At 30.5% G+C, this 12,812-nt stretch carries 12 protein-coding genes; 4 read left to right on the forward strand and 8 right to left on the reverse strand.

What is annotated here, in order from left to right:
• Positions 1-78: 78 nt before the first annotated feature.
• Positions 79-924 (reverse strand): penicillin-hydrolyzing class A beta-lactamase BlaZ, encoded by an 846-nt coding sequence (blaZ, locus tag JMUB898_RS04815; RefSeq protein WP_000733270.1) that lies wholly within the window; start codon positions 922-924, stop codon positions 79-81.
• Between the two features lie 106 nt (positions 925-1,030).
• Here blaZ and blaR1 point away from each other — a divergent pair, with 106 nt between their 5' ends.
• Both blaR1 and blaI read left to right on the forward strand, forming a co-directional pair.
• Positions 1,031-2,788 (forward strand): beta-lactam sensor/signal transducer BlaR1, encoded by a 1,758-nt coding sequence (gene blaR1, locus JMUB898_RS04820; protein ID WP_126501935.1) that lies wholly within the window; start codon positions 1,031-1,033, stop codon positions 2,786-2,788.
• Positions 2,778-3,158, forward strand: a complete 381-nt coding sequence (blaI, locus tag JMUB898_RS04825) for a penicillinase repressor BlaI (protein WP_001284652.1) — start codon at positions 2,778-2,780, stop codon at positions 3,156-3,158. The genes blaR1 and blaI overlap by 11 nt, the downstream gene beginning before the upstream one ends.
• Positions 3,159-3,171: 13 nt before the next feature.
• Here blaI and JMUB898_RS04830 read toward each other — a convergent pair whose 3' ends face one another.
• Both JMUB898_RS04830 and arsB read right to left on the reverse strand, forming a co-directional pair.
• Positions 3,172-3,348 carry a hypothetical protein gene (locus JMUB898_RS04830; protein ID WP_126501936.1) on the reverse strand — a complete coding sequence of 59 codons (177 nt, stop codon included), beginning with the start codon at positions 3,346-3,348 and terminating at the stop codon, positions 3,172-3,174.
• 115 nt (positions 3,349-3,463) lie between these two features.
• The gene (arsB, locus tag JMUB898_RS04835; protein ID WP_002445410.1) at positions 3,464-4,753 is read right to left on the reverse strand and encodes an arsenite efflux transporter membrane subunit ArsB; all 1,290 of its coding nucleotides are present in this window, start codon (positions 4,751-4,753) and stop codon (positions 3,464-3,466) included.
• A 180-nt stretch (positions 4,754-4,933) separates the two neighbouring features.
• Between arsB and pglS the strand changes: the two genes are divergently transcribed.
• Complete coding sequence (gene pglS, locus JMUB898_RS04840) at positions 4,934-5,962, forward strand: 6-phosphogluconolactonase (protein ID WP_126501937.1); 1,029 nt, start codon at positions 4,934-4,936, stop codon at positions 5,960-5,962.
• Positions 5,963-6,022: 60 nt separating this feature from the next.
• Here the strand turns inward: pglS and JMUB898_RS04845 are convergent, their stop codons facing one another.
• The 3 genes from JMUB898_RS04845 to JMUB898_RS04855 form a co-directional block, all read right to left on the reverse strand.
• Positions 6,023-7,402: an aldehyde dehydrogenase gene (locus JMUB898_RS04845; protein ID WP_002445413.1), complete on the reverse strand. Its 1,380-nt coding sequence runs from the start codon at positions 7,400-7,402 to the stop codon at positions 6,023-6,025.
• A gap of 273 nt (positions 7,403-7,675) precedes the next feature.
• Positions 7,676-8,602 (reverse strand): manganese-dependent inorganic pyrophosphatase, encoded by a 927-nt coding sequence (locus JMUB898_RS04850; RefSeq protein WP_002445415.1) that lies wholly within the window; start codon positions 8,600-8,602, stop codon positions 7,676-7,678.
• Positions 8,603-8,656: 54 nt separating this feature from the next.
• Positions 8,657-9,211 carry a cysteine hydrolase family protein gene (locus tag JMUB898_RS04855; protein ID WP_002445416.1) on the reverse strand — a complete coding sequence of 185 codons (555 nt, stop codon included), beginning with the start codon at positions 9,209-9,211 and terminating at the stop codon, positions 8,657-8,659.
• A 241-nt stretch (positions 9,212-9,452) separates the two neighbouring features.
• Between JMUB898_RS04855 and JMUB898_RS04860 the strand changes: the two genes are divergently transcribed.
• On the forward strand, positions 9,453-10,538 hold the full coding sequence (locus JMUB898_RS04860; RefSeq protein ID WP_037541844.1) for a glycosyl hydrolase family 28-related protein: 1,086 nt from the start codon (positions 9,453-9,455) through the stop codon (positions 10,536-10,538).
• Between the two features lie 279 nt (positions 10,539-10,817).
• Here the strand turns inward: JMUB898_RS04860 and JMUB898_RS04865 are convergent, their stop codons facing one another.
• Together JMUB898_RS04865 and JMUB898_RS04870 are read right to left on the reverse strand one after the other, a co-directional pair.
• A complete protein-coding gene (locus JMUB898_RS04865) occupies positions 10,818-11,621 on the reverse strand; it encodes a prephenate dehydratase (protein ID WP_002445420.1) in 804 nt (267 codons plus the stop codon).
• An 18-nt stretch (positions 11,622-11,639) separates the two neighbouring features.
• Entirely contained in the window at positions 11,640-12,707 is a 1,068-nt protein-coding gene (locus tag JMUB898_RS04870; RefSeq protein ID WP_002445422.1) for a nitric oxide synthase oxygenase, read from the reverse strand.
• Between the last annotated feature and the right edge of the window lie 105 nt (positions 12,708-12,812).

The following is a 12,812-nucleotide window of genomic DNA, read 5'->3' on the forward strand; positions in this document are numbered from 1 at the left end:
ATAATATATATGTTCTACGATATTATGAATTTTTATGAAAGATAGAATTATATCAGTATTTATTATGCATTTAGAATATTAAAATTCCTTCATTACACTCTTGGCGGTTTCACTTATCAACTTATCATTTGGCTTATCACTTTTATTGTCTTTATTCGTAAAAATGACTAAAACAATAGGTTCAGATTGGCCCTTAGGATAAACAAAAGCAACATCATTTCTAGAAGCATATGTTATTGCTTGACCACTTTTATCAGCAACCTTACAGTCTTTTGAAACACCGTCTTTAATTAAAGTATCTCCGCTTTTATTATTTAACATTAAATCAAGTAAGAATTTTTTGTTTTCTTTGCTTAATTTTCCATTTGCGATAAGTTTATTTAAAGTCTTACCGAAAGCAGCAGGTGTTGAAGTATCTTTTTTGCTCTTTGGTGAATAGTAATTTAATTCTATCTCATATCTAACTGGATTTGTTACTTTATCTCCTAGTCCTTTTAGACGTTGTTTAACTTTTTTGTTCCCACCGATTTCTTTTATAATTTTATTGTTTGCTGTATTATCACTATATGTCATTGAAGCCTCAATAAGTTCTTTTAAAGTGATATCTTTTCCTACATATTTTTCTAAAATAGGAGAATAAGCAACTATATCATCTTTGTTAATATGTATTTTTTTATTTAACTTATTATAAGGTACTTGTTCTAACAAAATAGCACTATTTATCGCTTTTGAAGTCGAAGCATAGGCAAATCTCTTATCTGAATTAAATTTTACTTCCTTACCACTTTTAGTATCTAAAGCATAAACACCAATATGAGCATTATATTTTTTTTCTAAATCATTTAACTCTTTGGCATGTGGACTGTTTGAATTACATGCACTTAAAACTAAAGCAATTGCAATTAAAAATATTAACTTTTTCAAAATAAACCCTCCAATATTACAAATATAATTTTTATGAATAAATAATATTACATTTGTAATATTTGTGTCAATAGTTTATTATAAATATTTGAAAGAAGGTGTCAAAATGGCTAAATTACTAATAACGAGCGTAGTAAGCTTTTGTTTTATATTTCTATTGTTAGTATTTTTTAATTACATATTAAAACGCTATTTTAATTATAGTTTAAATTATAAAGTTTGGTATCTAACTGTGCTTGCTGGATTAATACCTTTTATCCCAATTAAATTCTCTTTTATAAAATTTAATAATGTGAATAATCAAGCGCCCACAGTTGAAAGTAAGTCACACGACTTGAACCATAACATAAATACCACCAAACCTATTCAAGAGTTCACAACAGATATCCATAAGTTTAATTGGGATTCAATTGATAATATCTGCACAGTTGTTTGGATAGTTTTAGTTATTATTTTAAGTTTTAAATTTTTGAAATCCTTATTATATCTTAAATATTTAAAGAAACAGTCACTTTATCTAAACGAAAATGAAAAAAATAAAGTAGATACGATACTTTTCAACCATCAATATAAAAAAAGTATTGTGATTCGAAAAGCAGAGACTATTCAATCTCCAATAACTTTTTGGTATGGGAAATATATTATTTTGATTCCTAGTTCATATTTTAAAAGTGTAATTGATAAAAGACTAAAATATATAATACTGCACGAATATGCTCATGCTAAAAATAGAGATACTTTACATTTAATTATCTTTAATATCTTCTCTATTGTTATGAGTTACAATCCATTAATACATATTGTAAAAAGAAAGATAATTCATGACAATGAAGTAGAAGCCGATAGATTTGTTCTTAATAATATTAACAAAAATGAATTTAAAACTTATGCGGAATCTATTATGGACTCCGTATTAAATATTCCATTTTTTAATAAAAATATATTAAGCCATTCATTTAATGGTAAAAAGTCATTACTCAAAAGAAGATTAATTAATATAAAAGAAGCCAATTTGAAAAAACAGTCTAAATTAATTCCAATTTTTATTTGTATTTTTACTTTTTTGCTCATAGTAATTCAAAGCCAGTTTTTGATGGGACAATCCATAACTGATTATAATTATAAAAAGCCCTTACAGAACGATCACCAAATTTTAGATGAAAGTAAAAATTTTGGTTCAAATAGTGGATCTTTCGTCATGTACAGCATGAAGAAAGACAAATACTATATTTATAATGAAAAAGAAAGTAGAAAAAGATATTCTCCTGATTCAACTTATAAAATTTATTTAGCGATGTTTGGACTTGACCGTCATATCATAAGTGATAAAAATTCACGTATGTCATGGAATCATAAACATTATCCTTTCGAGTCTTGGAATAAGGAACAAGATTTAAATACAGCAATGCAAAATTCAGTTAATTGGTACTTCGAACGTATTAGTAATCAAATACCAAAGAACTATACTGCGGCTCAACTCAAGCAATTAAATTATGGTAATGAAAATTTGGGAAGTTATAAAAACTATTGGATGGAAGATAGTTTGAAAATATCTAATCTTGAACAAGTAATAGTTTTTAAAAATATGATGGAACAAAATAACCATTTTAGTAAAAAAGCAAAGAATCAATTATCTTCTTCATTATTGATTAAGGAAAATGAAAAGTATGAACTGTATGGGAAAACAGGTACAGGTATAGTAAACGGGAAGTATAATAATGGGTGGTTTGTAGGTTACGTAATTACAAATCATGATAAGTATTATTTTGCTACACATTTATCAGATGGAAACCCGTCTGGGAAAAATGCTGAATTAATCAGTGAAAAAATATTAAAAGAAATGGGTGTTTTAAATGGCCAATAAGCAAGTTGAAATATCTATGGCTGAATGGGATGTTATGAATATAATATGGGATAAAAAATCAGTATCAGCTAATGAAATTGTAGTTGAAATTCAAAAATATAAAGAAGTTAGCGATAAAACGATTAGAACATTAATCACAAGACTATATAAAAAAGAGATTATAAAACGATACAAATCAGAGAATATTTATTTTTACTCATCAAATATTAAAGAAGACGATATTAAAATGAAAACTGCTAAAACCTTTCTTAATAAACTGTATGGAGGGGACATGAAAAGTTTAGTGCTAAATTTTGCGAAAAATGAAGAATTAAATAACAAAGAAATTGAAGAATTGCGAGCCATTTTAAATGATATTAGTAAAAAATAAATAGATATAGGGTTCAAACATAATTTACATATATATTATGTTTGAACCCTATTAAATTAGATTTTTTTATGAGATTAGTACATATAATAAATGCTGCCCACTTAACCATGCCTCGACCAGCTGGTATATTCTTATCTAACATTTCACGTGGAATGTTTCGATAATCTGTTTCTTTATTTATATACGTCATTTTCAATCACCTCATCCGATATAAATCATTATACGAACATTTGTTCTGTTTTGCAATACAAAATTGCTGACTATATTTTTGAGTTTTATAGTCAGCAAGAGGTGAATGTTAAATTTTAAAAAATAATTAGAGTAAAATATAGTCCTAGCAACGTTATAAATAGTACAGGGAGGGTAACAATAATTCCTGTTTTAAAATAGGTTCCCCAAGAAATTTTTATACCTTTTTGAGTTAACACATGGAGCCATAATAGTGTCGCTAAAGATCCAATAGGTGTAATCTTAGGACCTAAATCAGAGCCAATAACATTTGCATAAATCATACCTTCTTTAATTAAACCGGTAGAATTTGATTGTGAAATAGCGATTGCATCAATTAAAACAGTTGGCAAATTATTCATAATCGATGAAAGAAACGCTGCTATAAATCCCATACTCATAATGCTACTCAATAGTCCATGAACTGAAAAGGAATGTAAAATATTTCCTAATACTAAAGTGATACCTACATTTTTCAATCCATAAACTACGAGATACATTCCTATTGAAAATACCACAATATTCCAAGGTGCGCCTTTTAAAACTTCTTTAGTACGAACGGCTTCTGAACGACTTGCTAGAAGTAAGAAAATAAAGGCAACAGCTAATGCAATAAACGCTACAGGTACTTTAATAAACTCACTCACTAAATAACCAAATAATAAAACAATGAGCACAATCCATGAGATGTTAAAAAGTTTTTTATCTTTGATGACTGATCGAGGTGTTTTTAAATGATTAATATCTACAGACCTTGGTAGTGAACGTCTAAAATAAATCCAAAGTACAAGAACACTAGCAAAAAATGAAAAAATATTAGGAATCATCATCTTTAAAGCGTATTGAATAAATGTGATATTAAAATAATCAGCAGAAACAATATTTACTAAATTGCTCACAATAAGTGGGAGAGAAGTAGTATCTGCGATAAAACCACTAGCTATGATAAATGGGAATATAGTTTTTTTATCAAATCCTAGACTTCTCACCATGGCTAATACAATGGGTGTGAGTATAAGTGCAGCACCATCATTTGCAAATAAAGCTGCAACTATAGCGCCTAAAGTCATGATCAATATAAACATTCTAAAACCGTGACCTTTAGAAGCGGTAATCATATGTAAAGCAGCCCATTCAAAGAATCCAATTCGATCTAGAATTAAAGATATCAATATAATCGCTACAAATGTTAATGTAGCATTCCAAACTATGTCGGTAACCTTAATAACATCGGAAAATGATACAACACCAGTTACTATAGCTATAATGGCACCGATAACAGCAGTAATGCCTATATCTAAACCTTTCGGCTGCCAAATAACAAAGAGCAAAGTTATAACAAAAATAGCTATTGCTAGAAAAACCATAAAGGTTCACTCAACTTTCTTTATAAGAGTAAATAAATGATTTGTTTTAAATAACATAATCAAGAATATCAATACTTGAATTTTTTATCTAGAGTTATTACCAGTGAACAAGTTTTAATTGTAAATTAATCATAGTTAAAGTTAAAATTAAAACAACATCAATCTAATGGAGGGGTTAATATGACTATTGGATACATCGGTTCTTATACAAAGAAAAATGGTAAAGGTATTTACCGTTTTGAATTAAATGAATTAGAGGGGACTATTAAAAACGTTGAAACAGGATATGAAATTGAAGCTTCAACCTATCTTACTAGAAATGAAAATTTCTTATATGCAATAACAAAAGAGGAAGAAGATTGTGGCATTGCAAGTTTCAAAATTAAAAATAACGGTGAATTAGAATTAATTAATAAATGCTTAGTATCTAAGAATGGAACAGGTTGCTATATTCAGGTTTCTAAAGATGGTAATTATTTATTTGAAGCAGTATATGGTGCTGGCATCGCTCGATTATATAAATTAAATAAGAATACTGGAGAAATCGAAACACTGATTGAAGAATTAGAACATGATTATCCTACAGGACCACATGAGCGACAAGAAGATTCACATGTCCATTTTTTAAGTGAAACACCAGATAATAAATATGTTGTGGCGGCGGATTTAGGTACAGATAGAATTGTCACTTATACATATGGAGAAAATGGCTTTAAAGAATATGCAGTTTCACAATTTCAAGAAGCGGATGGTACACGACACATTACTTTCAATGATAATGGTAAATATGCTTACGTGGTTCATGAATTATCGAATTATGTTAGTGTAACAGAATATCATGATGGTGAATTTAAAGAAATTGAACGTCATCTAACAATTCCGCAAGATTTTAAAGAGGAAACAAAATTAGCTGCTGTTAGATTGTCTCACGATCAAAAGCATCTATATGTAAGTAATCGTGGTCATGATAGTATAGCTATTTATGAACTTGTAGATAATGGTAAATCATTGAAAATCGTTGATATACAAACAACTAGAGATGTGTTCCCAAGGGATTTTAATATTACTCCAGATGATAAATATATCGTTTGTGCACATCAAGAAGGGGATTCCAAAGTCACAGTATTTGAACGAGATGATGTTACAGGGAAACTCACTTTCATAGATGATCACGAAAGTGCGCCTGAGGGAGTATGTGTGCTCTTCTAATAAAATGCTCCACATGTAATGAATCGACCATGTACATGTGGAGCTTAATTCAAATGATTTTTAATTTTTAAAGAAGGCTTTGATATATTTAAATTTACCTTTATAAGGAGGGAAGTAGACGCTTGATTCTAATCGAGTTGACTTAAAAGTATATGATTTCATATGACTAAATGTGTCAAATGAATATTTACCGTGATATTGTCCAATACCTGAGGCACCAACACCACCAAATGGTAAATTAGGGTTAGCGACATGCATGAGCGTATCATTAATTGCACCACCACCAAATGATAGTTCATCTAATACACGATGAGACGCATTTTCATCTTCGCTAAATAAATATAAACTTAAAGGTTTAGGCTTGCTTTGAATAATTTCAATTGCTTCATCAAAGCTGTCATAAGTAAGAATAGGAAGTATAGGGCCAAAAATTTCTTCTTGCATCACTTTATCTTGAACATTGATATTTTCAAGTATTGTAGGTTCAATGTATAAATCTTCTTTGGAACTTTTCCCTCCAAATACTATGTTATTTTTATGAATTTCTAGTAACTCATTTAGACGATTATAATGTTTTTCATTAACAATTCTTCCAAAATCAGGACTTTCTTTTATATTTTTTCCATAAAATTCAGTGATAGTTTGTTTTAATGCATCAATAAGGTCATTTTTAACTTTGCGATCAACCAGTATATAATCTGGAGCAACACAAGTTTGACCTGCATTTGTAAACTTACCAAAACTTATTCGCTCACTAGCTACTTTAATATTAGCAGTGTCATCAACAATTACTGGTGATTTGCCACCTAATTCTAAAGTTACAGGTACTAAATTTTTAGCTGCAGCTTCATAAACAACTTTGCCAACTTTTTCACTACCCGTAAAGAACATATAATCAAAAGGTAGATGGATTAAAGTCTGAGTTTCATTAATCCCGCCCTCGACAACAGAGATATAATTAGAGTCAAAAGAATCTTCAATTACATTTCTGATAACTGTTGCTACGTTAGGTGTATGTTCTGATGGTTTTACAATTGCAGTATTTCCTGCAGCTATAGCGCCAATCAAAGGTTCAAAAACTAATTGAACAGGATAATTGAAAGGTCCTATGATTAAGACTGTGCCATAAGGTTCATTTTTGATATAACTTTTAGTCGGGAATAAATATAGTGGTGTGTCCACTTGCTTTGTTTTAGTCCAATTTTTTAACTCTTTACGAGCAATTTTAATGCTTTTTAAAAGTACGCCAATTTCTGTAGCATATGCCTCTACATTATTTTTACCTAAATCCTTTTCGAGTGCTTCAAGTAATTCATTTTCATGGTTTTTAATACTTTTGCGTAAAATTTTCAATTGATGTTTACGAAATTTAAGTTCCTTGGTTTTATTGGTTTTGAAGAATTGTTTACTTTGGTAAAATTTTTGTTCAATATTATTCATCAAAATGACCTCCTTATTTATTTGTATGCAAGAGGGGGGATACAACACAGAAATCTATCGCTTAAAAACATTAATTCACTTAATAAATTTATACCCTAAATATTAATTTTTAAATGCAATTCTTTAGTTAAAAAAGAGTAAGAAAAAGTTAATTTTTAATATATGAACTATGTATGGATATAAAATGTGCCCCTAAATAAATTTGTTTAAAATTCATTTAGGAGCATACATACTAGGAAAGTCCTAGCTACTATATTAAAGATTTAGATGGAATTAAGATAATACTTCAGTAATTTGAGGTACGACTTGTTTTTTACGAGATACTACACCTGATAAGAATGCCATACCATCATCTAATTGTACATCAAATGCTTGACCGACTTTATCTTTCTCAGCACCCACAACTAAAATTTTAGAATCGCTATTAATAATATCAGTAACTACAAGTACAAATAAATCATATTTTTCATTTGCACTCACTTCTAACATTACTTTTTCTAACTCATCTTTGCGGTTTAATACTTCATCAATATCTACAGTATTTACTTGTGCAATACGAGTCACATAGTCACCCATAGTAAATGATTTAGCGTCCATGTCTAATAAAGTTTCAGCAGATTTATCAGTAGTAGAAGCACCTGCTTTTAACATATCAAGACCGTAGCTATCTAAATCGACATTTGCAATATCTTTTAATGCTTGAGCAGCATTTACATCTTCTTGAGTACATGTAGGTGATTTGAATAATAAACTATCTGAAATGATTGCTGAAATCATTAAGCCGGCAATGTGAGGTTTAATTTCAAAGCCACGTTCTTTGTACATTTTATATAAAATCGTTGCAGTACAACCAACAGGTTCTGCTCTGTAATAAAGAGGACCTGCTGTTTCGAAGTTAGCAATTCGGTGATGATCAATCACGTGTTTTACTGTAGCATCGTTGATTGAATCTGCACTTTGTTGGAATTCGTTATGGTCTACTAAAATAACTTCTTCATTATTTAAGTCTTCAGATAATAATTCTGGCGCATCTACTTTGAAGTAATCTAATGCATATTGTGTTTCAGCGCTGACTTCGCCTAAACGATATGCTTTAGCTTCAGTGTTTCCTGTTTGTTGTTCAAAATCAGCCATAATAATTGCTGAAGAAATTGCGTCAGTATCTGGATTTTTATGCCCGAATATATAAGTTTTTGTCATTTTCAATATCTCCTTATTCTTTTATATTTAATCATATTTTAGCATGATTTAAGTTTAATCTTCTACCTTAGCACCAAGTGAGTTTTTGAAATGCGAAAGTGCCCAAGTATGTCCTTCTTGATTAAAAGACGCGACACCTTTACTAGGTATCGTAATATGATAACCTAAATTATATGCTGAAATAGCGGTATGAAGTACACAAATATCTGTACATACCCCAACAATTTCTACATTTTTAATATTTCTTTCTCTTAGCAAGCTATCTAATGAAGTGCCATAAAAAGAATCATACCTTGTTTTATCTAAATAATGCACGTGTGTATTATCTTTAATTGTTTGATATAAACTGCCTACTTTTCCATATAAATTACGACCTTCCGTACCGTAAATATTATGAGGAGGGAATAATTGTGTTTCAGGATGATATTGATCATTCTCATAATGTAAGTCCATTGTAAAGATGACCTCATCTTGATGATCAATGTATGAATGAATGCGATCAACGATAAAGTTCTCTATTTCTTGACCTGGCTTCCCACATGTAAGTTTCCCATTATCAGCAATAAAATCCACAGAATAATCCACTATAATTAATGCATTTTTACTCATAAAAACATCCTCTCTCAAATGTGTTTAAAAAGTATTAGATTGGTATATTTATATATAACTAAGACTTTTTGATATGAAATTAAAAAATGATGAGCATTTCGACAAAGAGCGATAAAATTTATCGACAGTTTGACTCATTTTTGAAATTAAATAACATATCATTAATAAAATCTAACTTTAGTATATAGAGTTCGCCTTAACCGCACAATCTTTATTTTCAATTAAAATGGAGGATACTGTTATGTTAATTAATGCTGCAGATTTTGGACTCAAAGGAGAAAGTAAATACAAGGATACTAAAGCAATTCAGAAGGCGTTAAACTATGCAAAGCACGGGGAACATACCGTATTTATACCTAAAGGCACTTACCATATTAGAAAAGCGCTAGTCATTTATGATTCTACGACGTTATTACTTGATGATGAAGCGGTACTTTTGCGCGTAGGTAAAGATGCATTACTAAAAAATGGAAAATCATATATTTTATATTATGGTTATTCGGGTAATAGTCATATATATATTAAAGGTGGTACCTTCGATATGAATGGGGGAGATTATCCATATAATAATACTGCTATGAGTATAGGACACGCAGAGGATATTCAACTAAATGGAGTGACATTTAAAAATATTGTAGGTGGCCACGCCCTAGACGCATGTGGCTTAAATGGAATACATATTACGAATTGTTCATTTGAAGGATTTCTTGATATTGATGGTGACCGTTCATTTTCTGAAGCGGTGCAATTAGACATTCAAGTCCCAGGCGCATTTCCTAAATTTGGCACAACAGATGGAACGATTACTAAGAATGTAGTTATAGAGAATTGTTATTTTGGTGACTCCGATAACCCGAAAATGAAAGCATGGAACCGAGCGATTGGTTCACACGCGAGCAGATATGACAGATTTTACGATAATATTCATATTAGAAATAACATATTTGACCAACTGAATGAATTTGCGTTAACACCTTTAAAATCTAAAAATACATTCATTATAAATAATGAATTTAGAATGTGTAATGGAGGAATACGCTTCCTTGGTGTTAAAGATGGAAAAAATGCGGCTGATCCTGTAACAGGACAAGTGATGGAAACGCAAGCAGGTGAGAACTTTAACGTCATCGGAAATATATTTATCGGAAAAATGGAAAGAGACGCAATTCATATCAGAAATTACAATAATGTTAAACATCACCAAGTATTTATTGCTGGTAATTATTTTGATGACGCCTCTCAAACGTTACATTTAGAAGATATTAAAGATCTTACGTTAAACCAAGAAGAACCATTTCTTCAAATAGAAAAAATCAATATAGAATAAAACGCACGCATATTTTTGAAGAATGAACAAAAAGGAAGAATATAAAGAAGCTGGGACATAATTAATTGTCTCAGCTTTCTTTAACATATTGGCAGTAGATGTCTGAATTAAAAGTGCGCTTATATCAAGCTTCTTTCAATCCTAGCCATCCTTGCCAGCGGGGCCCCAACATAGAGAATTTCTTAAAAAGAAATTCTACAAACAATGCAAGTTGGGAGAGGGACAACGAAAATAATTTTGCTAAATTATATTTCTGTCCCACTCCCAACACTTATAAATTTATTGTTCTTTATTAAAAGAACCTATTAGTTTTACTTTAAAATCTAAAGTTTCTAAAATTGTAATGACTTTATTAATATCATGTGTGACAGGTGTATCTGCTTGAACGAAGAAACGGTACATACCTAGTTGCGTTTTTAATGGTCTTGATTCAATCCACGATAAATTAATGTTAAATAGTGCGAAGGTATTTAACACACTTGCCAGTAAACCTGGTTTATCATATTGTGGTGTAATTAAAAACATCGTTGTATTCGCATTTTTGTCGAAATGTGTATGATTTTTAACTATTAAAAAGCGAGTGACATTATGTGGGTAATCTTGAATATGTTTGTCTATGGGTTGATATCCATATGTCTCTCCGCTACCCAGCGGCGCAATCGCCCCTATACCTTTATCAATCTTATCCAAACTTTGAATCGTGCTGTCAGTATAATCATATAAAAAGTGATGCTGATGAATATAATTGGTTGTTTGGCTGATAGCTGGCGCAATCGAGTAAACCTTCTTTATGTCCTTCAAACTGTCTGTTCCATTACCGTACAATGCAAAATTGATGTCTAAGTGAATTTCTCCATGTGCATAAATTTGTTGTTGGGCTAATGAATCAGCCACGATATTAATAGTACCTTCAATTGAATTTTCTATAGGCACAATGCCTACAGATTGATCGTTACTAGACACTGCTTTAATGACCTCGTGAAGATTCGTTTTTGCTGAATATTCGATTTCATTTTCAGATATAAATTTTTGTGAAGCTAAATAAGAAAAAGTTCCCTTTGGACCTAGGTAATATAATCGCATGATGACACCTCTAAAAACTTAATGAAAAGGGCACTTCATAGGTTCATCTTTTTTGTAAAAGAAATTTGTTGAACGCATAGTATTATCATAACCATGATGATAATTTGATGTTAAAGTTGGTGACAATGGTGGCGCTAACCAAGACCATTTGCCAGTGACGGGTCTATCATTTTTTTGTTCATTTCGCTCAAACATTTCGAATTGTTTTGAAGCGGTGAGATGATCGACGATTGAAACGCCTTCAGATTTAAAAGAATGATAAACTGCATAATTTAATTCTACGAGTGCTCGATCCCTATTAAATGAATTATTTTTAAGTGTACCAAAATCAAAGGCTTCTGCAACTTTTTCTAATAAATTATATCGATAACTATCTGTGAAATTACGTACGCCTATTTCAGTAACCATGTACCATCCATTGAAAGGTGCAGTTGGATAGGTAATCCCACCAATTTTCAAGTCCATATTTGAAATAATTGGGACAGCATACCATTTTAGGCCTAATTCTGCTAATTTTGGATATTGGTCATGCCAAATTGGGACCTCTTTAATGATGTGATTTGGGAATTCATGCCACTTAATACTTCCATTAGATATTTGATAAATGAGTGGTAGAATATCGAAATTTGTGCCTTCGCCTTTCCAACCTAAATGTTGAGCTAAACGTGTGATTTCTTTTTCAGATGGATCTCCCGCGTTATCGTAACCTGCATATCGAATTAATTGGTTATTATAGATTTTGGGCGCATTTTGAGGTGAGAAAATTGTAATAAGTGGTTTGATTTTGCCACCATTAGTTGCGATATCGATATGACGATAAATTGCTTCTAAAAAGTTTTCTTCATTATCTATATCTCGCGCATCCTCTACATTTAATGAGTCCCAGAATAGTCTCCCAATGCAACGGTTAGAATTTCTCCATGCTAGTTTTGCTCCATAAGATAGCTCTTCATAAGTATGCGTATAACTTCCTGTACGTGTGATTTCATTCTCAATTTCATTCAATCTCTCTGCTATTTTACTTGAATCATAATTAAGTTCGGTATACATAGTTTGAATAAATGATCTAGCTTCATCTAATAACATTTAAAAACACCTCACACGTATTATAATCGAGGTTTTAAAAATACTCAGTTAAAATATTCAATTGTCATGAATTTGTCGTATAGAATGATTTTGTAAATGATTAAA

It is taken from the genome of Staphylococcus caprae, from assembly GCF_003966625.1.
GTDB lineage: Bacteria > Bacillota > Bacilli > Staphylococcales > Staphylococcaceae > Staphylococcus > Staphylococcus caprae.